A 25,534-nucleotide genomic window follows, 5' to 3' on the forward strand; every position below is an offset into this window, starting at 1 on the left:
CCTCCTCTACCGTCTCGAGCAGGGCCTCGCGCTCGCGGGCGAGCGCCGCGGCCACATCGGCCAAGGCCGGCGCGGCGAACAGGCGCGCAACGGCAGCTCGATACCGAGCCGTTCGCGGATGCGGGCTAGAAAACGGGTGGCCTGCAAGCTGTCGCCGCCGAGTTCGAAGAAACGACTGCCGCGGCCGACCGCGGCCACCCCCAGCAGCTCCTGCCACAAGTCGGCGACGAGCTGTTCCATCTCGCCGCGTGGGGGCTCGTCGCGGGCCGCCGTCGGCGCGGCAAGCTCGGCCAGCGCCTCTCGGTTTACCTTGCCGTTGGCGGTCAGCGGCAACCACGGCAGCACCGCGACCCGCTCGGGCAGCATGTGCGCCGGCAGGCGGACACCCAACTGATCCCGCAGCGTCGTCGGCTCCAGGTCGACGGCATCGGCCGGTCGCCGTGCCTGTATCCGGTCGACAAAGGACGTCGCCACCGGCCCGTGGGTAACCTCGGCGAAACCCGCCTCCCGCAGCCGGCGCGCCCATTGCGCGCCTGTCAACATGGGGCTGCGCGCACGGCGACGGTCCGCCTCCCAGTCCAGGTAACCGCGATCCAGCACCGCCGCCGTCATAGCGGCGACCGGCGTCAGCTCGCAGCGCTCGAGAACGACCACCGAGCCGCCGCGCCGGGCCAGCAGTGCCGCCAGCGCCGGCCCTTCGGCGGCACGGCGGTAACGGTGCAAAGCATTCACCGCCAGCACATAGTCGAAGCGGTAGCGCAGCGAATCCGGGATGCTTTGTTCGACCAGCACCTCACAGCGGACCTCGTGGCCGCACGCGGCCAGTCGGCGCTCGGCGGCCGCGATCATGGACGCGGAAGGATCGGTCACCGTGTAGCGCACCTGCTCCGGACGCAGCCGCTCGAGCAGGAAGGCGGCGTTACCGCCGTCGCGCGCGCCGAGTTCGAGTACGCGCACCGGCCGACCCGAGGCGGCAGCCGCGGCCGCGATCTCGTCGGCGCAGGCCGCCAGTGCGTGTTGCGTGCCCGGATCGGCGGCGGAGAGCCGATCGGGCGCCAGGATGTCGTCTTCGAGCAGAGCGCTGGCGGGCAGGCGGCCGGCAAGGATGGCGCGATAGTCGTCCAGACGCTGCAACAAGCGCCGGTACGCGCGCTCGATCAGATACCCGTAAGGGGCATCCGTGGCCGACACGGGTTCGGCCGCGCCACTACCTCGGCCAGCCGCGGCCCGGGCCGGTAGCTCCCGCCCTGCTCTACCAACACGCCGCGTTCCGTCAACCAGGCCAACCAGAGTCGCAGCACGGGCAGGTGTTCGTCCGCCACGGCGAGCTCCGCCGGCGGGTTCCAACCGCTGCCACCCGCCGGCAAGGCGGGCAGATCGAGCAACCGGGCCAGTACCGACTCCACGGCCACCGCCTCGCACTCGCGATCCGCCGCCCGTGCCGGTGCGGCGTCGGCATAGGCCGCTGCGTCGCCACGGGTCTCGACGACTTGACCGCTGGCGGCGCCGGTACCGCCGCCGCCACGAGGTGACGGCCGCCACCGGCGCCGATCACCGCCGCCACTGCCTGCCCGACACCGGGGCAGTCGCGCAGCGCGGTTTCGATCTCGCCCAGCTCGATGCGGTGGCCGCGCAGTTTGACCTGCTGATCGGCACGACCCAGAAACTCCAGCGTCCCGTCCGGCCAGTAGCGCCCCAGGTCGCCGGTGCGATACCAACGGTCCACTCCCGCGCCAAGAAAACTGTGAGCCGTCAGCTCCGCTTGGCCGCGATATCCGCGCGCGACGCCGGCGCCGCCGATCCACAGCTCGCCCGCCACGAAGTCGGGGCAGTCGCGGCCGAAGGCGTCCACCACCCGGTAGCGTTGATTGGCCAGCGGCCGGCCGTAGGGGATGGAGCGCCAGTTCGGCTCGACCCGCTCGACCTCGAACAGGTTGGACCAGATCGACGCCTCGGTCGCCCCGCCCAGCGCGAGGAAGCGGCAGCGGGGCACCAGAGTCGCGAGTCGTTCCGGCAGGTCGAGCCCCACCCAGTCGCCGGATACCAGCACCACGCGCAGGCTGTCCGGCGGCTCTGCCTCGTCGGCCGCGGTCAGCAGCATGTCCAGCAGCGCCGGCACCGAGTTCCAGACGGTCACCCGCCAACGCTGGATCAAGCTGAGCCAGGCGCGGGCTTCGCGTCGCTCTACCTCATCGATGAGCACTACCGCGCCACCGACAGTCAGCGGCCCGAACAGGTCGTAGACGGAGAGATCGAAATCCAGCGCGGAGATCGCCAGCACGCGGTCCGAGGCGCCCAGGCCGCAGCGGGCGTTGACGTCGAGCACGGTGTTGGCGGCCCCGCGATGGGTGATCTCCACGCCTTTCGGCTCGCCGGTGGAGCCGGAGGTGAAGATCACGTAGGCCAGCTCGTCGGCGCCGACGGCCATCGGCTCCGGCAAGGGTGCCGTGTCCAGCGCGGCTGCGATCGGGATCGGCTGTGCCGACTCGGCTCGCTCGCACGTCACCTGGCCGGCGGCGTCGGTGATAACGAAGCGCACCCCGGCGCGCTTGCAGACGCGATCCCGACGCGCCGCCGGCTGGTCCGTGCCGACCGGTACGTAAGCGGCACCGGCGGCGAGCACGCCCAGCACCGCGACCACTTGGTCCGGCCCCTTGGGCAGGCTGATCGCCACCGCCTCGTTGGCAACGACGCCGCGGGCGAGCAGCGCGGCGGCCAGCCGCAAGGCCCGCTCCGCCAGGGCGCCGTAGCTCAAGCTTGCCTCCCGGCCGTCGGCGTCGCGCCAGCAGAGGGCCTCCCGCTCGGGCGCAGCCCGGGCCTGCTCGAAGAAACCGGCATGCAGCAGCCGTGCGGGAGGGCTTATGCCGGTATCGTTGACTGTCTCGCGCACCCGCCGCTGCGCCTCCGGCAACAAGTCGGGCGCGGCCTCTAGCCAGTCCGCTTCGGTCAACCAGTCCAGCAGGCGTATATAAGCCTCGAACAGGGTATCCAGCAAACCGGGCGGGAACAGTTCGTCGACGGCATCCCAGGTCAGGCAGACGCCGCCGTCTAACTCCGTAACCTGATGATCGAGCCAGACTTGCGGCGTCTGCGAGACACCCCAGACGTGGCGCTCGAAGGTCCCCGCGGCCTCATCCTCGTCGTCGGGCGTGACGCCCAGCGCACTGGTGAACACGACCGGCATGACGGCTTCCGCTGCGCCGGTTCGCCGCGCGCGCTCGCGCAGGACACGCACCGCGGAAACCGCACGCTGGTCCAAGGCTTGCCATAACTCCGCTTGCAGGCGGCGGGCGCTGTCCAACCAGCTCTCGCCGGCCTGCGGCTTCGAGCTCACTAGAACCAGGGACGTGAAGTCGCCCAGCACGCGATTGACGTGCGGGTGCAGATCCTGACGGTCGAACAACGTGAGGTTAAGCGTTAGATCCGGCCGCGCGCTCCAGCGGCCCAACACTTGGGCGTAAGCGTTGAGCAGCAGGGCGGAAGGGGTCAGCCCGTACTCACGCGCCCGCGCCTGCAAGCGCTGCCACCGGTGCCGGTCGAGGTGGCGCTCGCGACGGCTAAACCGGGGCCGTTGCACGGTGGCCGGATCCACGGCCAGCGGCAGCTGCGGGCCGGGCGGCAGCTCGTCGAGCCGCCCGTTCCAGTAGTCCCAGGCGCTGCGCTCGGTCTGCGGCTCCACTCCGGCGGCGAACACGTAATCGCGAAAAGACACCTCGACCGGCGGCAGTACCGCGTTCGGGTCCCGGTACAGTGTGCTCAGCTCGCGATAGAAGATCAGAATACTCAGGGCGTCGAGGATCAGATTGTCGATCCCGATGCCGACGCGGGCACGCCGCCCGTGGCGTACCACGTCGATCGCGAACAACGGCCACACGCTCGGCTCGAAGATACGATGCGAGGCCTCCGCCCGCAGGCGGGTAAAGGCGGCTTCGGGGTCCGCGCCGGCCTCCGCGACCGGAATCTCGTAGTGGGGCGTTGCCGGCAGAATGCGCTGGCGCCCCTGCTCGTCGAACACCGCGCGCAGCATTTCGTGACGTTCGATCAGGCGATTGACGGCCGCTTCCAGGCGGCCGATATCGAGATCGTCGACGTCGAACTCGCGATAGAAGTGGCAGCCGATGCCGCCGAGGGCGAAATCCTCGCCACGGCCGAACAGATAGGCGCGCTGCACATCGGTGGTTGGAAACGGCTCGTGGCGGTGCGCGGGGGCCGGCACCAGGCGCCTATCCGCGGCTGCGGCCTCGGCCGGGCGCAGCCGGGCGGCGAAATCGGCCAGCGTCGGGGCGGCGAACAGATCGCTCAGCTTCGCCTCGGCAAAGCCTGCCGCCCGCAGCCGGGCGATGAGGCGCGTGGCTTGCAGGGAATCGCCGCCCAAGGCGAAAAAGCTATGCTCGCGGCCGACCTCCGCCACGTCCAGCACCTCGCGCCAGGCGGCCGCCACGGCGTGTTCGGCCTCCCCCTGCGGCGGGGCGACGACTTCCCGTTCCGGCGTCGCTTCAGCAATCGACCGCCGTAGCGCCGCGCGGTCGACCTTGCCGTTGGCGCTCAAGGGCAAGCGCTCCAGCACGACGATAGCGCCCGGCATCATGGCGGCCGGCAAACGCTCGGCGAGATGCTCGCGCAAGGCCGGCAAGGCTATCTCGGCGTCGGGCTCGGGAATAACCGCGGCCGCCAGCCGCCCCCGTTCGACCACGGCCACGCCCCGCGCCACGGCGGGATAATCGTCCAACGCGGCTTCGATCTCGCCCAGTTCGATGCGTTGCCCGAGCACCTTGACCTGATGGTCCAGGCGACCGAGGAACTCCAGGGTGCCGTCCGGCCAGTAGCGGGCCAGGTCGCCGGTGCGATACCAACGCCGGTCGTCCACCACGACAAACCGCTCCGCGCTACGGGCGGCATCCCCGCGGTAAGCGCGCGCCACGCCGGCACCGCCGATCCACAGCTCGCCAGGCACGCGATCCGGCCGATCCCGTCCGAGCGCGTCGACGACGCGACAGCGTACGTTGCGCAGCGGCACGCCATAGGGTACCGAAACCCAATCCGGCGGCACCTCCGCGAGCTCCTGAATGGTGGAGTGGATGGCGGTTTCCGTGGTCCCACCCAGCGCGATGCAGCGGCAGTTCGGGGCAACCTCGGCTAAGGCACCCGGCAGCGTCAGCGGCACCCAGTCGCCGCCGAGCAAGACCAGCCGCAAGCTGGGCAGTTCGGAGTCGGCCGCGCTCGCCAGCATGTCGGCCAAGGTCGGCACGCAGTTGAGCACAGTGGCCTCGTGGCGGCGGAGCAGTTCCACCCAGGCGGCGGCATCGCGCCGCGCCGACTCTTCCACGCAGACCACGGCACCGCCCACGGACAGCGGCGCGAAGATATCGAACACCGAGAGATCGAAGTCCAGCGCCGAGACCGCCAGCGTGCGGTCCCGCGACCCGAGCCGCAAGCGCTGGTTAAGATCGGCGATGGTGTTCATCGCCGCACGGTGTGTCACCTCCACCCCTTTGGGCTCGCCGGTGGAGCCGGAGGTGTAGAGCACATAGGCCAGGTCGTCCGCCGAACCGGCCACGGGGGCGGCGAGCGGTTCGACGGCGTCCGGTAGCGCCGTATCGTCCAGCACCCAGCGCACCTGGGCAGCGGCCAGCACCTTTTCCCGCCGCCGGGGCGGATGCTCGATGTTCAAGGGCAAATACGCCGCGCCGGCCGCCAATACCCCCTGCACGGCGACGACCTGCTGCGGTCCTTTGGGCAGCGAGACGGCCACCACATCGCCGGGTCGCACGCCCTGCCCCCGCAGGTACGCAGCGACGCGCAACGCGGCCTCGGCAAGCTCGCCGTAGCGCATGATGCCCCCCTCCCGCCACAAGAGCGCGGGCGCTTCAGGCGTCCGCGCCGCCTGCGCAAAGAGGCCGTCGTGCAGGCGTGTCTCGGGCAGCGGGCCGTCGGTGGCGTTGACCGCCGCGCGCACTTCAAGCTGCGCCTGCGGCACCAACAACGGCGGCGGCTCGGTCCAGGCCGCGGGCTCGGCCAGCAAACGATCGAGTAAGGTGCCGAAGGCGTCGAACATCGCGTCCAGCACGCCCGGCGCGAAAGCCGACTCGCGGGCGTCCCAGTTGACGAGCAAGCCGCCGTTGAGTTCGGTTACCTGCGCGTCGAGCCAGACCTGCGGGCCCTGGGAGATGATCCAGGCGGCCTCGCCGAAGGTATTCCGCACCTCCTCGCCGAACAGGTCGCCCAGTCCCAACGCACTGGTGAAGACCACGGGGGCGTATACCGGCCGGCCGTGCAGGCGGGAAGCGTCGCGCAGTACCTCCACGCCCGAGTATCCGGCGTGGGCGACATCCTGGTGGAAACGCTTCTGTAGCCGCGCCGCCCGCTCGGCGAAGCTGCCGGCTTTCCCGCCCCGCCAGGTCAACAGGATGGACGAGGTGAAATCGCCGACCACCGCGTTGACATCCGGGTGCAGCGGCTCGCGGTCGAACAGCGGCAGGTTGAGCAGGAAGTCGGGCTCGGCACTGTAGGCCGTCAACGTCTCCGCCAGGACGGCGGCCAGTGTCATCGCCAGCGTCAGTCCGTGTTCGCGCGCGGCGTGCTCCAGGCGCGCCTTGGCATCGGCATCCAGCCACCGGTGCCGACGCACGACGCGCGGCGAAGCCGAGCGGTCCGGCACGGTGGGCAAAACCGGCGCCCCCGGGAGTTCGGGTAGGCGCCGCTGCCAGTAGGCCTTGTCGCGCGCCAACGCCGCCGCCCGCGCTGGTCCGGCCCGCAGCGCCCGTCGGTCCGCGAGGTAACGCGGATAGCTGTAGTCGATGCAGGACAACGCCTGCTCGCCCGCCTGGTACAAGCGGGCCAGATCGGCGAGCAGGCCGCGCAGGCTGAGCGCATCGGCTGCCACCATGTCCAGGTTTACGTGCATCCGGGTGCCGTTGGGGCGTAATCCATCGGGCAATAGCGACAAGCGTATATCGAAGACTTCGCCGGCGGCGATATCCATCCGCCGATGCGACAGCGACTCCCGCAGGGCGGCCAGTTCGCGGCGCGCCTCCGCCTCCGTTCGGTCGCGTAGATCGTAAACCGTCAGGCCGGGCCAGGCGGCCGTGGCCGGAATCTGCTGGCGGCCGTCGTCCAGCACTCGCACGCGCAGCATGCCGTGGCGCGCAAGCAGGGCTCGCACGGCAGCCTCCAGCCGTTCGGGCGCCACGTCGTGGCCGTCGAATTCATTATAGAAATGCGCAGCCACGCCGCCGAGATGCTGCCCTTCGCCACGGCCTACCCAGTAGGCATGCTGCATCAGCGCTAGCTCGAACGGGGCCTGTTCGTCCACCGCCGAGTCCTGCGGCTCGACGCCCGGCAGCGCGGCCTCGCGCTGCAACAGCCGGCGCCACGCCGACAACCTGGGCGTCGCGATGAGGTCGGCGAAGCCGATGGGATGGCCCGAACGGCGCAACCGGCCGGCGATACGCATTATATTGACGGAATCGAGGCCTAGTTGCAGCAAATCGGCATCGACGTCGACATGTTCCCTCGGCAGACCAAGCGTTGTCGCTACCTGATCGACGACTTCGGAGAAAAAAGGATTCTGAGCCACCACGAACTCCCTTTCGTTGTTATTGCGGACCGGCTTAGTCTAGCGCTCTTCACAATTAGCATTGATTATCATTCTCGTCTACAACCGATACGATCTCCGGCATCTCGCCCGACCGTCCCAGGCTCCGCAGGACTTGAGTCACCACGTCCCGCGGTCGATCGGCCAGGTAGAAATGCCCGCCCGGAAACAACTGCAAACGAAATTCCTTTGCGGTCCAGCGTGCCCAGCCCAGCGCTTCTTGTTGTGTCAGTTCGGTATCGTCATGGCCAAGGAAAGCCGTTAACGGACAGTGGAGTTGCCCTTCCGGGCGGGCGTGGTAGGTTTCGATCAGGCAATAGTCATGGCGAACAGCCGGCAGGATAACCTCTCGCACCTCAGGCTGGTTTAGCAGCTCCGGCGCGGTACCGCCGAGACGCGTTAGTTCGGCACACAAGCCGTCGTCGTCCAGCCGGTGCACGCCCCTGCTTCGATGATGTTGCGGCGGTTGCCGGGCCGAGGCGAACACGTGGCGGAGTTGCCGATCTCCCTGCCGCGCCAACGCCAGCGCCAGTTCATGCCCCAATACCGCACCCATGCTGTGGCCAAAGATCGCCCATGGACGGTCCAGCAATGGCCGTACGGCCCAGGCAAGCTTATCGATCAGCGCTGGGATGTCCTCGGAAAAGGACTCGCCAAGCCGAGTCTCGCGCCCTGGCAGGCATACCAGCAGCGGCTCCACATCCCGCGGCAGCCAAGTCGTCCAGGAGCGAAACAAACCAGGCGTGCCGCCAGCGTGCGGGATGCACAGTAACCGCAGGGCGGCCCCGGGCCGCGCACACGGGCGTTGTATCCATACTCCTTCCATGAGTCGTTATCCCCGTTGCTCAATCGCCGTAAAGCGCCGTCGACCCGTTATGCGGTTACCTCTTACCAGTCGCGGCTTGTCTACCTCATGATGTTACGTTATAACGTTTCGTGCAAGAGGTTATCGATCCGAAACTGCTCGACGGACGGAAACACTCATTCGCCAAGGAGTTGTGCTATGTCAGGCGATTTACTGCAAGGATTTGTACCGCACCCCGAGGACCAACGACAGCGCTATATCGAGCACGGAGTCTGGGACAATAAACCGCTCTGGACCCTGATTACCGATGCCCACCCGGATCGACCGGCGGTCGCCGATGGCGAGCACTCGCTCACCTACGCCGAACTGCTGGCGCAAGCCGATGCATTGGCGGCCGGACTGCTGGCAGCGGGGCTCCGGACAGGGCAACGGGTGGTGCTGCAATTACCCAATACGACGACATTTGCTGTCGTATTGATGGGGGTACTGCGGGCCGGACTGGTCCCTGTTATGGCCTTACCGGCGCATCGCCTTGCAGAGATTGAGTATTTTATCCGTCTTACCGAAGCCGTCGCGTATATTACCAACGACGATCAGCAGACCCTTGTCCGGCAACTGCAAAGCGCCAGCCTACCCTTACAGCACATTTTCGTAACGAACGCCCCGGATGGGCGCGACTCTTTACCCATGGGCGATTCGGACGAGTTTGTCCCGCCGCCGGTAAACCCCTGCCATCCCGCGCTGTTCCTGGTATCCGGCGGCACGACAGGGCTACCTAAGCTTATTCCGCGCACCCACAACGATTATCGCTACAACGCTATACGCAGCGCCCAAATCTGCGGGCTGACGGCCGACGACATATATCTGGCGACGCTGCCTGCCGCACATAACTTTCCGCTCGCCTGCCCGGGGATGCTGGGCATATTTGCCGTCAGCGGATACGTAGTCATGAATCGGGATCCGAGTCCCGAGCACGGTTTTAAGCTCATCGAGCGCTATGCGGTCACCGCCACTGCGCTGGTTCCAGCTCTCGCCCAGCTATGGTCCGCCGCGACCGAATGGGAAACCGCCGACCTCGGCTCGCTACGGTTGCTGCAAGTGGGCGGCGCGAAGTTTCCCGAAAACGAGGCGCGGGCCGCCCTACGGGCTTTTCCCGGCGCTCTGCAACAAGTATTCGGTATGGCCGAGGGGCTGATTTGCTATACCCGGCCGGGCGACAACCCAGATACCGTCGCCACCACCCAAGGCCGACCGATGAGCCCGCTGGACGAGCTCCGCATCGTCGACGCCGAGGGAAAGGATGTCGGACCCGGTGAGGAAGGCGAGCTACTGGTGCGAGGTCCGTACACACTGCGCGGCTATTACCGCGCCGCCGAGCATAATGCCGACGCGTTCTCGCCCGAGGGTTTCTACCGAACTGGCGATCGCGTGCAGCTAACGCCCGCAGGCGACCTCATCGTAACCGGGCGCATCAAGGATGTCGTGAACCGCGGCGGCGAGTGCATCGCGGCCGCGGAAATCGAACAACATTTACTCGCACACCCCCGAATCCGCCAAGCGGCTATCGTGCCGGTGCCGGACAAACTGCTGGGCGAACGAATCGGAGCGGCCATTGTTTCCGCAGGCCTACCGCCCACACTTGCCGAGCTGCGCGAGTTTCTCGCAGCCCGCGGCCTGGCCGCTTTCAAGTTGCCCGAACGTCTGGAGGTGTTAGCAACCATGCCCGTCACAGCCGTGGGCAAGATCGACAAGAAACAGATTATCCGCGCGCTGCCGACGAAACGACTCTGTCAGGCGTTGTCGACAGCTGATACGATAATACGTCTCATTAGTATATGAAATAAAATAACAGGTATACAGCATGCCCCAGTCAAGCGGATTAGTCGTTCAAGGCCTGACCAAGACGTACGCCAACGGCGTACAGGCGCTGCAAGGCGTGGATCTGGCAGTGCCATCCGGGCTCTACGGCCTGTTAGGGCCCAACGGTGCCGGTAAGAGCACCTTGATGCGCACGCTGGCGACGCTGCAAACGCCGGACCGGGGCAAGATCCGGCTCGACGGCGTCGACGTGCTGGCCGATCCGGACTATCTGCGCCTGCGGCTGGGCTATCTGCCGCAACAATTGGGGGCGTATCCGGGGGTAAACGCGCGCGATCTGCTGGAGCGCTTTGCCTGGCTCAAGGGGCGCGTCAACCGCCGCGAACGGCGCGCCGAAGTCGAGCTGTTGTTGGAAAAGGTCAATCTGACCGCGGCCGCCGCTCGGCCCGTTGCCACCTATTCGGGCGGCATGCTGCGCCGTTTCGGTATCGCCATGGCGTTGATCGGTTCGCCGCGTCTGTTGATCGTCGACGAGCCCACGGCCGGCCTCGACCCCTCCGAGCGCAACCGTTTCCATCGCGTGTTAGCCGATGTGGCCAGCGAGGCGGTGGTACTGCTATCCACCCACATCGTCGAAGACGTGGAGAATCTGTGCCGACGGCTGGCGATTCTCGCCGACGGGCGTATCGTCGCCGAAGGCACGCCGGGTGCGCTCGCTGACAAGCTGGCGGGGCGGTTGTGGTCGCGGATCATCCCACGCGGCGAGGCCGTGCCCGAGGCGGTGCACCTATCCGCGGCGCCGGACGGCACGCTGGCGGTGGTGGAGGCCGACGCGCCGCCCGGCGAAGGCTACGCGCCGCATCGCCCGCGGCTGGAAGATGCCTATCATGCGGTTCTGGCGGCTGCCGGGGTGACGGAGGTGGCAGGATGAGCTTCTTCTGGCGCGAGGCCCTGGCGGAGTTTCGCTCCGGCCTGCGCGGCGGCATCGTCCCGCTGATCTACATCGGCCTGGTCGGCTATCTGCTCATCTGGCTGACCGACGCCGAGTATCTACGCGACATGGGCGCAGTGGATATTCCGCGTAACGCGCCGGGCCTGGTGTACCTCATGACCTCGGGCGCATCGTTCTTTCTCTTCTTTGCCTGGGCCTGGGTATTCGCACAAGCCATCGTGCGGGATCGGTCCGCACAGTTGCACGAGGTCGTGCTCGCCGCGCCGATTCCACTGCGGCGCTGGCTGCTCGCCCGTTATGTGGGCGCCCTCGGCGTGGCGCTGGTGCTCGGCAGTTCGCAGGTGGCCGGTTTCCTGCTGGCGCCGGGACTGGAATGGATCGGCGCCCTCCCCGCCGGCTCCGTCGGCGCCACCCCCTGGTTGGCGTTTGCCTGGTCGGCACTGATCTTCACCCTTCCCCTGGCGCTGGGCGCCGGCGCCCTCTATACGGTGGCCGCCATCCACACCCGCAGTGTCGCCGGGCCGTTCGCCGTCGCCGCCTTCCTGATGCTGTGCTGGATGGTGGCGATGATCGTCTTCAAGGGCAATCATGCCGATCAGGCGATTGCCACCCTGCTCGATCCGTCCGGCTTCGCCGAGGCGGAGTATCAGGTCGAGAACTGGACACCGCGCGAGAAAACCACCGCACTACTGGAGCTCACGCCGGCTTTGCTGGCTAATCGGCTGCTGTGGGTACTGCTGCCATTAGCACTGTTCGCGGTGGTTTTGGCGCGGATCACGCGGGAGAAGCTAAGCCTGGAACGGGCGCCCCGGCGCCGCACCAAGCCCGCCGCTGGCAAACCGCAGGCGGTACCGGCTCCTACCAGGGTTGCGCTGCGCCCGATCGACAGCCGTCCGCGCTGGGGGCGGGCCGTGGCGGCGGAGGCCGCTTGGCAGATCAAGCAGACACTCAACCGGCGCTGGTTCTGGCTAAGCATCGTCCTGCTGGTGGTGCTGGCGGTCGGCGGTGCTTTCGTGCACGTCGTACAGCATGCCTACGGCCCCCTCGTGCCGCGCACGGAGCTGGTCACGCCGCTGCTGACGACCATGTTCTACCTCATCATCGCGTTCGTGGTCGCCGCGCTGGCCGGCGTGACCCTGCGGCGCGACCACCAGCCGGGCTTCGGCGAGATGTTCGATGCCACGCCCGCGCCGGCCGGGGCGCGTCTGGTCGGCGCCGTCGCGGCGGTAGCCGCCGTCACGCTGGTGCTGGCGCTGATTCCCGGGCTGGGCGCGATCGTAACGGCAGCGCTGGCGGCACCGGACAGCCTCTCGGTGCTCACTCCGCTACTGCATCAGATCGCCGTGCTGGCGCCCGGGCTATTAGAGCTTGCCGCGGTCAGCCTGTTGCTGCACGCGCTGATTCGCCGCCCTGGACCCGCCTACGCGGCCTCCATCCTGGCGGCGTTCATCATGATCGTCAATCACGAGACGGGTCTGGTGCCCTATCCGCCTTATCAGATCGGGCTGCCGGTGGTGGTGAGCCTGTCGGGCCTCGCCGGGCTCGCGCCTTGGCTGGATAAGCTCCTGATCAGCAACGGTTTCAAGCTCGCGCTGGTAGTCCTGTTGATTGCCTGTGCCGCCATGGTCATGCAACGCGGCACGGACTCCGGCTGGCGGCTGTTCGTCCGGCGGTTCCGCATCCGTTTGTTCGGCCCGGCCGGCGCGATCGCCGCCACCGCGTCGCTGGCCCTGGTCGGCTTCGGCGCGCTCATGCAGCAACGCTTCGTCGAGTACGGCAATTACGAGTCTCGGGAGCAACGGATCGCGGACTACGCGCAATGGGAACAGGCATGGCTGTCGACGCAGGCACCTTTCGCCGTCGCCGGCGGTAGTGTCGATCTCGTCGTCCGGCCGCAACAGCGCGAGCTTAGAGGGCACTGGCGGCTTGAAGGCGTACGGACAGCGGGCGCTTTTCTGCATGCCGGCACGCCGACCGGCTTCCGGCTCGGCGAGGTCACGGTACAGGGGCAGCCGGTGGCGGTACGGCACGCAAACGACCATCTGGCCATTCCCCTGCCCGATTGCCCGGCAGCGGGCTGCAACGTCGAACTGGAATGGTCCTTAAATGCTACCGGCTGGGACACCGAGGGAGGCCATCCCTGGTTGCTTGGCAACGCTTACTGGCTGCGCGCCGTGGATGTCATGCCGCGCCTGGGCCTGGACCCGGACCGCATACTACGCGTTACCGCCGACCGCGCACGCCATGGCTTAAGCGAAACGGTGTCGCTCCCCGCCTACCCCGCCACACCGGCCAGCGGGGCTGTCGCGCCGGCCGGCCGCTGGCAATGGCGGGTACAGATCGACGGGCGACACGTACGAGAAGGGGAAACCACCGGCCTGCTGGATTTCGCGGATGCCTGGGCAGCCACGGCGGTGGCTTCCCGCATCGAGGGCTATCGCGTTCTGCACGACCCGCAGCGGACGCGAACGGCGCAGGCGGTCGCACAAGACCTCGACGCCATGGCCGCCTGCGTCCACCGCCGCTTAGGTGCTGCCGTGGAGATAGACACCATCGCGCAATGGCCGCGCAAGCTCGGCGACACGACCGCCGCCGGCCGCTGGCTCATTGTCCGCGAGGATCCGCATTGGGATGTGGACGACCACGGCACCGGCCGCACGGTGAGACGAGCGGCAATGGCCACCGCCCTCGCCCGCCGTATTGTTCAGGATAGCGCCGATTTACGGCAAGGCAGCGGTGCGGTGTTGTTCAGCGAGGGGCTACCCGGCGCCATCGGTTTATTGTGCGCGGGCGAGGCGGACGGCGTTCCTGCCCTGGCAGCGCTTATGCACCGCAGTACGGACCGGATCACCGAGGCCCTGGCCGGCAGCAGCGTTCCCGTCGGCGCGCTGCGCGATGCCCATGCGGGCGGTTGGGCCGCGGAGTACGCCCCGCAGGCCGCTCGCGATTGGGCTGCTCGCCAATCTCCCCAGCAACTGCAGGCGTTACTCTCGCAGATACGGGCAACGGGCGATGTCGAGGGCGCGCTGGCGGCAGCCGTCGGCGAACCCGTGGCCACGCTACTGCTAGGCCCGCCGCAGGCGACGGAGCTGCGCCTCGATAGCGCCGGACTGATCGCCGGCGGCGAGCGCTGGCGTTGGGAGGCCGGCGGCTGGTCGCTCGTGCCGGAATCGCCGGAGCCCGGGCTTTACAGCGTGCGGGACAATCAACTGGTCGTACAACCGGCACATAGCTGGAACGGAACGCCATCACTCGCGGTGGATATGTGGCCGTCCTATGAACGCGAGCCGCGTAATAATGTGCTCGCCCCAGGGGCCGGTCATGTTCGTTGATCGACTTCGGAAGGTTCCGCTGAAACAGGCCCAGGACAAGCTGTTTCGGCCGTCTTCGCACGGAGAGAAATAGCGCCGCATCACTCAGGGAGAAAAACTGCGATGGACACGGCAACATTAAAAGAACCAAAAGAACCGGCCGCTTGCCAGGGGCTGGAAGACATCCGAGCGGCAATCGATCACCTCGACCGGCAACTCATTGAGCTACTGCGGCGACGCAAGGCTTATGTACTCTCGGCCGCCCGCTTCAAACCGAACGAGGCGAGCATTCCGGCACCGGAGCGAGTAACGCGCATGATCGCCGACCGGCGCGTTTGGGCCGAGGAAGCGGGACTCGATCCGGAGTTCGTCGTATCGCTATTCGAACCCACGATAGACTGGTTCATCGAACTGCAAATCCAGCATTGGCGCCGCCAGCAAAATCTAGTCGGCGGGAGCCGGACGCCATGATCGACGAATCCGACATGGCGCTCTTACGGCAGGGGGTAAACGCTGCCAAACAGCGGGCCTGCGAGCAGGGTTCGCCCGTCCTTGCCTCCTGTTCGCTACCTCACCCCAACATCGATTTCGTTCAAATATTCGCCGCTAACCATCGTTCCGAGCAACCTGCCACCTTGTGGGCTATGCCGGAAGACAATTTTGCACTGCTTGGCCTGGGCTGCACCCACGAATTTCAGTGTCCAGCGGGCCGCCCCTGGTCGGATCTCCAATCCGCTTGGGAAACGCGAATCGCTAAGGCGGTCGTCATCGGCGACCACCGGCCAGTCCTCTGCGGCGGTTTTGCCTTTGATCGCCGCACTCGCCGGAGCAAATTATGGCGTGACTTTCCCGCTGCCGCGCTCACTCTGCATCGTTATTTCCTACAAGCCGAAGGCACCCGTATCAAGCTGGTGCTCAACACGCTCGTGGACGGCCGCAGCGACTGCGAGAAGCTATGCGATGAGCTACTGAAAGGCTGGCAAAAGATCGTTGCGCGCTCTTACTCGCCTCCTGCCGAGGAAGTTGGACGCTCCCTCGGCACATTAGTCTCTGGCCAGGCCTGGCGCGACAAAGTCTCCGCCGCGGTCGAGGCCATAGGGGCGGAGCGGCTCCGTAAAGTCGTTTTGGCCCGCGCCGAACAGATCGCCGTCGACGTGCCTTTGCCGGATATCCTCGACGGCCTTCGGCAGCTGCATCCCGGTGCTTATGTGTTCGCTTTCGCCCGTGGCCGGTCCTGTTTTCTCGGGGCCTCGCCCGAACGGCTAATCGCGCGGCGCGGGAACCGCGTTCACACCTGCGCTGTCGCCGGCACCGCGCCGCGGCACCATGATCCGGAGATAGATCGTCAACTCGGGCGGGAGCTATTAATCAGCGACAAAAACCGCTATGAGCATGCGCTTGTGGCCAACGAGTTGAAACGCGCGCTCGGCCTGTATTGCGATCATGTTGCGTCTCCTCCCGAACCGCGACTGCGCAAGTTACGCCACGTCCAGCATCTGGTCACACCTATTCGGGGCGAGATTCATAGCAACATGCCGCTGCTCGCGCTCTTGCAACAGCTGCACCCGAGCCCAGCGGTAGGCGGCTTTCCGACAAACGAGGCTATGGCGTATATCCGCGCCCACGAAGGCATGGACCGCGGTTGGTATGCCGGCCCGGTGGGATGGTTGGATGCGGCCGGCGACGGCGAATTTGCGGTGGCACTCCGATCGGCTTTACTCGCGGGGCGCGATGCGGTGCTCTTCGCCGGCTGCGGAATCGTCAAGGATTCGAAGCCGGAAGATGAGTACTGGGAAAGCCGCTATAAAATGCAAGCTATGATGACCGCCCTGGCTGCAACCGGGACCGAGCCGGCTTAGCAGGTTACCGCCCTCGACACGCGCCTTCGCGCAACCGCTCGCCAGCAAGCTGCTGGCGAGCGGCCTGCCCTTACAGGGCCACTCTCAATGTCGCCCCGTAAGTACGACCGATTTCCGCAATAGCAAAGTCGGCGCCGGCACCGTACCGGAAGTAGCCGGCCAGCTCTTCTTCGTCCAGCAGGTTGTTACCCCAAACGGTTAAGCGCCAACCCCCGCCGCTCACGCCAATGCTTGCGTTAACCCTATGCACGGAAGACTGTTCATAGTCGCTATCCGGCGTCAGGGTATAAGGGCTAGTCCATCGATACAGCAGCGAACTGACTAAGGCGTAGGTATCGCCCCACGGAAGTCGATGGTCGGCCTGTAAGGTTGCCGTATGCCGCGGCGAGTAAGGCAGCCGTCGCCCGCTGTAGTCTTCGTTCAGCTCGTCGACCACAAAATCGTCGAAGCGGGCGTGCAAATAGCCGTAGGATGCTCTTAAGCTCAGGGTATCTATCGGTAGTAGGTTAACGCTGGTTTCGAAACCGGAGGTCGTCGCGGAGGCGGCATTGCCTACGACGCGGCTATACGGATCGACGAACACCCGCTGTTGCATATCCTCCCAGTCGACGTAAAAGGCGGCCGCATTCCATTGCAAACGACCGTCCCACCACAAGGACTTGATACCGCCCTCGTAAGTCCAGGCTTTCTCCGAACGATACCGGTTAGGCCCGCCGCCGGGCATCATGAACTGACTCACGCCGCCGGACTTAAACCCACGCGCAGCCTTAACATAAGTCAGCACGCCCGGGGCTAATGTGTAATTCAGCCCTATTTCGGGGCTGACATTGCTATACGATTCCCGGTACGAGACCTCGTCTGGCATGCCGAAGAAGTTGGTACCGCTTTCGCTCTCGACACCGGCCACTCCCGACTTCAGCTCATAGGAGTAACGTAGCCCGCCGGTTAATTGCAGCTCGCGGGTAAGGTGATAGTTCGCCATACCATAGACGGCATAGGTGTCGGTATCTTGCTCTAAATAGTTTCTACTGAACTGCTCGCGCGGCACTAAAGTGGTATCGAGAAGCTGAACGCCGTCGAAATACTCGTGCATGTAAAATACGCCCCCCGTCCAGCTAAAAAGCCCGGCCGCCGGGGGCGCGTCGATGTTGGCCGAAGTCAGGCGTAATTCCTGACTGAACTGCCATTGCCGTTCGGTTTGGCCCGTTCCCAGACACGTCTCCGGCGTGCAATCGTCGCCGGCGACGGAAGAGAAATCCCCATCGCCGAACTGCTCGAAATCGTAAGTGCGGTAAGCCGTTATCGAACTGAGAGAGATAGCAGGAAAGTAGTGGTCGTAATGGGCGCTGACGCCGTATCGACTGACTTCTCGTTCGGGCGGCGTATTAAGATCGGCACGATGCCGTTTCGCCATCTCAAGCGGAGCCCAGGACATTTGCGCGCCGTCGCTATCGTCCCGCTCGAAGTCCAGGGATAGCTTGAGCGACGAGTCCAGCGACGGAAACCCTAGCGCGGTCAACCGTCCTCCGTAGCGCTGAGTATCGTGCAGGTCTTCGCCGTCGTACTGGTTACGAATGTAGCCGTCGCGCCGTTCGTAAGCGAAGTAGCCGCGCGTCAGCAGCTCTCCGTCCAGCAGCGGCAGATCGCCACCCAGACTCGCCCGGCGGAAGCCGTGGTTGCCTAGCGTTGCTTCCGCTTCCACCGACGAGGTCGCCCCCGGACTACGAGGTACCAGGTTAACGGCACCCCCTATCGTGTTCTTGCCATAAAGCGTGGCCTGGCTGCCGCGGACGACTTCCACCCGCTCCAGATCTCCCAACCAAGGCGAAGCCCCGTTGGGACGCCCAATAAACACTTGATCGACGAACAACCCCACGCCAGGGTTAAGGTCCACCCCTGCCTGGTGAATGGCGCCGACACCGCGGATCGTGAACGTGTTGTTATCGACATTAAACAAGGTCGACGGGCTGGTATCGGCCACATCGCTCAATGTATGCACGCGCTCGACACCAAGATCTTCTGGCCCCTGTACGGTAACCGAAGCCGGTACTTCTTCGGCAACCTCTTCTCTACGCCGAGCTGTGATAGTCAATCCTTCCAGAGCCGCAGCCGACTGGTGCGTCTCACCCGGCGGCCGATCGCTGTCCTGCTCTTGCGCTAGCACCTTCGAACTCGTTACTCCCCCAACGATCCCGACCCAGCAGGCGGTAACCGCCACAAGCGTTACAGTTCTCATTTATCCCCCAGAATCCGTTCACTGAAACCGTCGTTTTAGCGAGGGCGCCCGGCCCATTCGGCAACAACGGCTACCGACTCGCCATGATACGGCATGTTATCATATAACATATGATAACCATTATCATCATTCCGGAAACGGACAACGGAGGGGGAATAGGTACGGTGGGCGTCTGTCAATACGTTTAGCAAGACAAACGGCACGGCTCTTATGATTTGCTAGTGGCCGTTCACCATTCGGTTTGCCGGTTCAGCGGGTTTGTACACGCCCACAAGGTGCGACGCTCTGAACCGGCAACGCGACAGGTGATCGGCACTAGACCACCATTCCGCCGAGTTTGGTCTCCAGATATTCCTCTATCCCTTCCTGCGCGCCCTCTCGTCCCTGGCCGCTGTCTTTCATACCGCCAAAGGGCGCAGCCGCGCTGGTCGGATTGATATCGTTGATTCCGATAATGCCGAAGTCGAGACCTTCGAACGCCCGCATCGCCGTCGACAGATTGTTGCTATAAATGTAAGCCGCAAGACCGTAATGGGTGTCGTTGGCCATGGCAATGACATCGTCCTCCGAATCGAAGGTGACGATAGGCGCGACCGGACCGAAGGTTTCCTCGCGATAAATCTCCATATCGGGCGTTACGCCGGAGAGCAGCGTCGGGGCATAGAAGTACCCGCCGGCCAGCTCGCCGTCGCTCACTCGCTCGCCGCCGTGCTCAAGCCGCGCGCCCTTACCGACGGCATCCTTCACCTGGCGATCCACTTTCTGCAAGGCAGCCTCGTTGATCAACGGGCCGATGGCAACGCCTTCGCTCATACCGTTACCGACCCGCAGCTTTTGCACCCGACTCCGGAAAGCCTCGATGAACGGTTCGGCAATCGCTTCGTGCACAAAGATACGATTCGGGCTGATGCAGGCCTGCCCGGTATTGAGGAATTTGACCAGCGACAGTCCCTTGGCGGCATGTACCGGATCGGCATCGGGAAACACCAGCGCCGGCGCATGTCCGCCGAGTTCCATGGAGACGCGCTTCATGTGCGCCGCCGCGGTGGTATTCAAATGTTTGCCGACGGCTGTCGAACCGGTAAAGGTGAGTTTACGGATACGCGGGTCGGTACAGAAAGCTTCGCCTACCTTGGCGGGATTTCGCACCGTCAGCAGGTTGACCACGCCGGGAGGGAAGCCGGCCTCGTCGAAGATCTCGAACATCGCCTTGGCACATAGGGGCGTACTCTCGGCAGGCTTGAGAACGGCGGTGCACCCGGCGGCCAGGGCGGGCCCCAGTTTTCGGGTGATCATGGAAATCGGATAGTTCCAGGGCGTGATGGCAGCCACTACACCGACCGGCGCTTTCTGCACCATAAAGCGCTGATCTGCCCGGGCGGAAGGAATCAGCTGGCCGTAGACCCGCTTCGCCTCTTCGGCGAACCACAGCAGGAAGGAGGCCCCGTACTGAACTTCGTTCAGCGCGGCTTTTAACGGTTTGCCTTGTTCGCGGGTCATAAGCTCGGCGAGCTCGCGCTTGCGCGCGCTCATCAATTCCCAGGCCCGATACAGTAACTGCGAACGCTCGTATGCCGTGGTGCGGCGCCAGTCGGCGAATGCCGCATAGGCGGACGCGATCGCTCGCTCAATGTCGGCCTCGGTCGCATCGGGCACTTGCCCGATTGTCGCGCCGGTTGCCGGGTCGGTAACCGGAAACTGGGACTCGCTCTGTACCCACTCGCCGTTGATGTACATATCTCCCCCTTATTTACCGCATTAAAAATCTTCTTCCGGCAAGGCCATCAGCGATTCGCTGCCTGCCTGTATCGCCGCCGAATACGTGGAACAGCGCGGCAATATATGATCGGCAAAAAACTCGGCCGCAATCACCTTCCCCTGCAGGAAGGCGTGATTCGCCTTAGGATCGCTTAGCTGCTCGGCGGCGCCGGCGGCGGCCTTGAAGAGCAGCCATCCCGCCGCCGCGGTGGCCGTCAACATGAGGAAGTTAAACGCTATCCCGCCGCTGAACTCAGGGTCTCGCCCTTTCTCCAGGACGGTTCTCGTCGCCTCCTCGACGAAGGCAATGGCCTGCACTAACCGTGCCCGCCGCTCGCGCGAAATCGCCGTCACCGATTCCAGGCTATCGCAGGTGGACTTCATGTCCGCGATCAGCTCGCGCATGCCGCAGCCGCCATCCCGCAATGTTTTCCGACCGACGAGATCCATGGCCTGAATGCCATTGGTACCCTCATAGATCGGCAGGATACGGGCATCGCGGAAGTACTGCGCAACCCCGGTTTCCTCGACGAAACCCATACCGCCGTGGCACTGCACCGCGAGCGACGTGACTTCCTGGGCGATTTCCGTGCACCAGCCCTTCACCAGCGGGGTCATCAGGTCGGCGCGCCGCTGGTGCTGCGCACGGGCGTCGGCGTCAAGCCCCTCGGCCTTGGCGAGATCCACTGCCGTACAGCCGGTGTAGGCCAGCCCCCGGGCGGCTTCCGTCAACGCCTTCATGGTCATCAGCATTCGGCGCACATCCGGGTGGCGGATGATGGGGACGCCTCGCCGGACCCCGGTAGGCTACCTTGCCGCCGTTCCTCGGCATAGGCCCGCGCCTGCTGATAGGCCGCCTCGGCGACCGCAACGCCTTGCAGGCCTACGGTCAGTCGAGCGTTGTTCATCATCGTGAACATGCACGCTAAGCCTTGATGCGGCGCACCGACCAGCCACCCCAAGGCACCGCCGTTGTCGCCGTAACTCATGACGCAGGTCGGGCTGGCATGAATACCGAGCTTGTGCTCCACCGATACCGCGTAGCAGTCGTTGCGCTCGCCCGGCGAGCCGTCCTCGTTGGGGATGAACTTGGGCACGGCGAAGAGGGATATACCCTTGACCCCGGGCGGCGCGTCCGGCAGCCGCGCCAGCACTAGGTGAACGATATTCTCCGCCATATCGTGCTCGCCCCAGGTAATAAAGATCTTCTGCCCCGAGACGAGGTAGCGGCCGTCGTCGGTGGGCCGAGCGGTTGCGCGGATACGAGCCAGATCCGAGCCTGCCTGGGGTTCGGTCAGGTTCATGGTTCCGGTCCATTCGCCGGCTATCATCTTTGGTAGCAACAACTGCTTAAGCTCTGCGCTCGCAGTCTCCGCCAGCGCCTCGACGGCGCCTTGCGACAGCAGCGGACAAAGCCCCCACGCCATGTTGGCCGCATGCAGCATTTCCTGCACCGGGATCGCCAGCGAGAACGGCAATCCCTGGCCGCCGTACTCGGGATCGAACTGAAGGCTTCCCCAGCCGCCCTCGGCATACTGCCTGTAGGCCTGGGCAAACCCTGCCGGCGTACGTACCTGGGTGCCGTCGACGAGCGCCACCCCGGTCTGATCGCCGAGTCGGTTGAGCGGGGCTACCACCGACTCGGCAAACCGGGCCGCCTCGTCCAGAATGGCGTCGACCAGATCTTCCGACAGTTCGTCGTAGTTGCCGACACGCAACATATCCCGAAAGCCGGAAACCTCCTTTAGGACGAACGCCATATCCCGCGTGGGCGCTTTGTAATCTGCCATCGCTGCCTCTCCCTCAACTCATGTACTGGCCGCCGTTAACGGACAGATTGGTACCGGTGACGAAGCCCGCTTCGTCGGCCGTTAGGAAGGCCACGGCCCGAGCGATCTCCTCCGGTTGGCCGAGCCGTCCCGCCGGGATACCGGCCACGATATTTTCCAGCACTTTTTCCGGAACCTGGCGCACCATGGGCGTATCGATATAACCCGGCGAAACGGCGTTGGCGGTGACGCCCTTGCGAGCCCCTTCCATCGCGATGACTTGGTAAAACCGTAGATGCCAGCTTTGCTGGCCGCATAGTTCGCTTGTCCGAATTGCCCTTTCTCGCCGTTGAGGGAGGAAACGTTAACGATACGCCCAAAGCCCCGCTCGCACATGGCCGGGAAGACGTGGCGGCACATGTTGAACATCGAGGTCAGGTTAACGTCGATAACCTGCTGCCACTGCTCCGACGCCATCCGCTTCAGCGGCGCATCGTTAGTGATGCCGGCATTGTTGACCAACACGTCGATAGGCCCGAGATCCTTCTCCACGGTTTCCACCAGCTGCCGACAGCTCTCGATATCGGTCACTTCCAGGGGATAGACGGCAAAGTCATAGCCTTCCGCCTTCATATCCCGCTGCCACTGCTCGGCCTGCTGCCGGAACTCCTCGCCCGGCAGGTGGGTTCCGACAACACGCCGCCCCTGATCAGCCAGAGCCTTGCACATAGCAATACCAAGACCCCCGGTAGCACCGGTAACTACTGCAATACGTTGAGTCATCGTTCTTCCTCGTTCGTCTGTTTTGTCTTACTTAAGGAGCCTTTTTATTACTGCCGATTTGGCGACCGCTCCGGTCGTGAGATAGCGGTTGCTGCGCTGTTCGATCTTGGGGATCTCGTAGAGGTAGTTGACCATCATCCCGGCGGACTGCTTGAACCCTTTTTCTGAGGTATCCGCCAGCCAGTTAATGCGCGTCACCTGGGCGCCGTTACTCAGATGAAAATGGGCAACCGGGTCGAGCGCCTTGTCGTTGCTGCGCTTCGCTAGACATAGGTAGGTCGCCGCAAGGCGTGTCAGTACATCGGCCTGAGCCGCATCTGCCCCCTCCTCTGCCAGCCGCTCGGCGGAGCGGGGCGGCGGCATATTCAACCACTCCGGCCCACCCGGCAGTTCGCTCAGTTCCTTGGCCGAGATCCCGGCCAGCCAGCGGCAGAATCCGGGGATCGGCGATAGCGTGGCGAACTGCTTAAGGCGGGGAAATTCTTCTTGCAGCTTCTTCACTACCTGTTTGATGAGGAAGTTGCCGAAACTGATGCCCGAAAGGCCTTTCTGCGCGTTGGAGATCGAATAGAAGATGGCCGTATCGGCCAGGTCGATGTCCTGCGTCGGAGCATCCTCGTCCAGCAGTTTCTGCACATTGCTGGCCAGCCCGTTCACCAAGGCAACCTCGACGAAGATCAGCGGCTCGTCCGGCATATTGGGGTGAAAGAAGGCGAAGCACCGGCGATCGGAATCGAGCCGATTCTTGAGATCGCTCCAGCTCTTGATCGCGTGCACCGCCTCATAGGCGATCAGCTTCTCCAGCAAAGCGGCGCTGGACGACCAACTGATCTCCTCCAGCTGCAACAACCCGACATCGAACCAGGTTGCCAGCAGATCTTGCAACTCCGCGGCCAACGGCTCCAGGGACGGGTGCTCCTTCCGTAGCCCGAGTATCTCGGCGCGCATGTCGACGAGAAACTTCACGCCCGCCGGCACGCCGTTGAACTGTCGAAGCAGGCGGGTGCGCGGAGGCTCCAGAACCTTCCGCAAAGCCGCGGCGGCAGTCACTCTTGGCGTACCGCTGGCGCGGCGCCAGGCTTCGATGGAAGCTTCCACCTGATGCTCGGCCACGCCGTATTGCTCGGCCAGTAAACCAAGGAAACGGACCCTGCCAACCTCGCTTAGCTGGAGATACGCCATGCCTAGCATGGCGGCACGGTTCCGCGCGGCAACCTGGCCGCCATTCTCGGCAAGGCAATCGTCGATCCACTGTTTGACGATTTCAAGATCGGATTCGGGCAGATCTTCCCGCACCGACAACACGTGATTGCTCGCGTACCGGCCGGTGACCGCTTCCCGCCCGCCGGGAATAAGCCTTCTGAACGCACGCTCGATAATACTCGCCGGCTGGTTGCCCATAAGCGTACTCCTTCGATTCGACGCTGAACGGAGACTCCCGCGACGGACCGTACGACACGGAGTCACCCCATCGCTGGAAAGAAAAACTAGCACTGCCCCCACACAAAAGCAAGTAAAAATACTTGGCTTGTCGGTGACTTTCCATTATTCTTGCAAGCGTTTGTATCGCGCAGAGGATAAGAACGATGGAAGAATTACATGGTTATTACCTGGAAGATCTGGAAGTTGGGATGAGCGCCAGCTATGCGAAAACCATTAGCGAAGCCGATGTGGTGCTGTTCGCGGGGATTAGCGGCGACGATAATCCCGTTCATCTGAATGTGGAGTACGCGAAGACGACCCCGTTTAAGGAGCGCATCGTGCACGGGATGTTTAGCGCCGCGCTCATCTCGGCGGTACTCGGAACACGGCTGCCGGGACCAGGCGCCATCTACGTCGACCAACAGATTCGCTTCAAGGCTCCGGTGCACATCGGCGACACGCTGGTGGCGAAGGCCACCGTGGTCGAGATCGACCAGGACCGTCGGCGCGTCAAGCTGGAAACCGTCTGCCGCGTCGGCGACACCGTCGTCGCGGAGGGCTATGCCACCAACATGGTCGACCGCCGACCGGCCTAACCCAGCGCGAGGACGACGCAATGCTGTTGAATACCGAGCAATCGATAGTGATCGTTGTGGACGTGCAGGCCCGACTGCTGCCGGGCGTTCACGAGAACGAGAAATTGGTCAAAAACTGTAGCTGGCTGGTCAAGCTTGCGCACCTGCTGAAGGTGCCGGTACTGGGATCCGAACAATACCCGCAAGGGCTGGGCCATACCGAAGAGAACCTACGGAACTTGGTAGGCGCGGAAAATATCGTCGGCAAGACGCATTTCTCCTGCATCGACGCGCCGGAATTCGCCCAGCGCTTCCATGCCCTCAAGCGCCGCCAGGTGGTAATATGCGGAATGGAATCCCAGGCGTGTGTACTACAATCTGCATTACGCCTGTTGGAGGAAGGGCTGTCCGTTCACGTGGCGGCAGATGCCATCTCGGCACGGGATACGCGCGATACCGAAATCGCGCTTAAGCGTATGGAGCAGGCTGGGGTTACGCTGGTAACCCGCGAAATGGTGGGCTTCGAATGGATCAGGCGCTCCGATGCCGAAGCCTTCAAGGCATTCAGCAAAGAGTTTTTGCGCTGACGCCACGTTACGGCTTCCCGGCCCTTAACGGCCGGGAAGCTCGGCAGACAACCGACGGATTCGAC

At 64.6% G+C, this 25,534-nt stretch carries 15 protein-coding genes and 1 pseudogene; 7 read left to right on the plus strand and 9 right to left on the minus strand.

All coding sequences use genetic code 11. The annotated features are described in order from the left end of the window. Positions 1-6: 6 nt before the first annotated feature. The 3 genes from CAI21_RS12060 to CAI21_RS12070 all read right to left on the minus strand — a co-directional run bounded on the left by CAI21_RS12060 (position 7) and on the right by CAI21_RS12070 (position 8,420). Positions 7-1,191, minus strand: coding sequence for a class I SAM-dependent methyltransferase (locus CAI21_RS12060; protein WP_181919396.1), 1,185 nt, complete (start codon positions 1,189-1,191; stop codon positions 7-9). An 82-nt stretch (positions 1,192-1,273) separates the two neighbouring features. Continuing rightward, positions 1,274-7,576 carry a non-ribosomal peptide synthetase gene (locus CAI21_RS12065; protein WP_220348089.1) on the minus strand — a complete coding sequence of 2,101 codons (6,303 nt, stop codon included), beginning with the start codon at positions 7,574-7,576 and terminating at the stop codon, positions 1,274-1,276. Between the two features lie 55 nt (positions 7,577-7,631). Further along, positions 7,632-8,420, minus strand: coding sequence for a thioesterase II family protein (locus CAI21_RS12070; RefSeq protein ID WP_116302517.1), 789 nt, complete (start codon positions 8,418-8,420; stop codon positions 7,632-7,634). A gap of 177 nt (positions 8,421-8,597) precedes the next feature. Between CAI21_RS12070 and CAI21_RS12075 the strand changes: the two genes are divergently transcribed. The 5 genes from CAI21_RS12075 (at position 8,598) to CAI21_RS12095 (ending at position 16,339) form a co-directional block, all read left to right on the plus strand. Next, a complete protein-coding gene (locus CAI21_RS12075; RefSeq protein WP_116302518.1) occupies positions 8,598-10,238 on the plus strand; it encodes a (2,3-dihydroxybenzoyl)adenylate synthase in 1,641 nt (546 codons plus the stop codon). Between the two features lie 22 nt (positions 10,239-10,260). Continuing rightward, positions 10,261-11,148 (plus strand): ABC transporter ATP-binding protein, encoded by an 888-nt coding sequence (locus CAI21_RS12080; protein ID WP_116302520.1) that lies wholly within the window; start codon positions 10,261-10,263, stop codon positions 11,146-11,148. Then, on the plus strand, positions 11,145-14,501 hold the full coding sequence (locus CAI21_RS12085) for an ABC transporter permease (RefSeq protein ID WP_116302522.1): 3,357 nt from the start codon (positions 11,145-11,147) through the stop codon (positions 14,499-14,501). The genes CAI21_RS12080 and CAI21_RS12085 overlap by 4 nt, the downstream gene beginning before the upstream one ends. Positions 14,502-14,603: 102 nt before the next feature. Further along, entirely contained in the window at positions 14,604-14,951 is a 348-nt protein-coding gene (locus CAI21_RS12090; protein WP_116302523.1) for an isochorismate lyase, read from the plus strand. Then, positions 14,948-16,339 (plus strand): isochorismate synthase, encoded by a 1,392-nt coding sequence (locus CAI21_RS12095; RefSeq protein ID WP_116302525.1) that lies wholly within the window; start codon positions 14,948-14,950, stop codon positions 16,337-16,339. The genes CAI21_RS12090 and CAI21_RS12095 overlap by 4 nt, the downstream gene beginning before the upstream one ends. Positions 16,340-16,409: 70 nt before the next feature. Here the strand turns inward: CAI21_RS12095 and CAI21_RS12100 are convergent, their stop codons facing one another. The 6 genes and pseudogenes from CAI21_RS12100 to CAI21_RS12120 form a co-directional block, all read right to left on the minus strand. Further along, positions 16,410-18,575: a TonB-dependent receptor gene (locus CAI21_RS12100; protein ID WP_116302526.1), complete on the minus strand. Its 2,166-nt coding sequence runs from the start codon at positions 18,573-18,575 to the stop codon at positions 16,410-16,412. A gap of 315 nt (positions 18,576-18,890) precedes the next feature. After that, positions 18,891-20,312: an NAD-dependent succinate-semialdehyde dehydrogenase gene (locus tag CAI21_RS12105; RefSeq protein ID WP_116302527.1), complete on the minus strand. Its 1,422-nt coding sequence runs from the start codon at positions 20,310-20,312 to the stop codon at positions 18,891-18,893. 21 nt (positions 20,313-20,333) lie between these two features. Beyond that, on the minus strand, positions 20,334-21,086 hold the full coding sequence (locus tag CAI21_RS23880) for an acyl-CoA dehydrogenase C-terminal domain-containing protein (protein ID WP_220348093.1): 753 nt from the start codon (positions 21,084-21,086) through the stop codon (positions 20,334-20,336). Continuing rightward, positions 21,080-22,123 carry an acyl-CoA dehydrogenase family protein gene (locus CAI21_RS23885; protein ID WP_220348096.1) on the minus strand — a complete coding sequence of 348 codons (1,044 nt, stop codon included), beginning with the start codon at positions 22,121-22,123 and terminating at the stop codon, positions 21,080-21,082. The genes CAI21_RS23880 and CAI21_RS23885 overlap by 7 nt, the downstream gene beginning before the upstream one ends. A gap of 13 nt (positions 22,124-22,136) precedes the next feature. Then, positions 22,137-22,885, minus strand: a pseudogene (phbB, locus tag CAI21_RS12115) (acetoacetyl-CoA reductase). Positions 22,886-22,912: 27 nt separating this feature from the next. Further along, on the minus strand, positions 22,913-24,286 hold the full coding sequence (locus tag CAI21_RS12120) for a malonyl-CoA decarboxylase (RefSeq protein WP_116302528.1): 1,374 nt from the start codon (positions 24,284-24,286) through the stop codon (positions 22,913-22,915). Between the two features lie 185 nt (positions 24,287-24,471). On the opposite strand from CAI21_RS12120, the gene CAI21_RS12125 reads away from it, so the two are divergent. After that, positions 24,472-24,903: a MaoC family dehydratase gene (locus CAI21_RS12125; RefSeq protein ID WP_116302529.1), complete on the plus strand. Its 432-nt coding sequence runs from the start codon at positions 24,472-24,474 to the stop codon at positions 24,901-24,903. A gap of 20 nt (positions 24,904-24,923) precedes the next feature. Continuing rightward, on the plus strand, positions 24,924-25,469 hold the full coding sequence (locus CAI21_RS12130) for a hydrolase (RefSeq protein WP_116302531.1): 546 nt from the start codon (positions 24,924-24,926) through the stop codon (positions 25,467-25,469). Positions 25,470-25,534: the final 65 nt, after the last annotated feature.

Source organism: Alkalilimnicola ehrlichii (genome assembly GCF_003399765.1).
Classification (GTDB): domain Bacteria; phylum Pseudomonadota; class Gammaproteobacteria; order Nitrococcales; family AK92; genus AK92.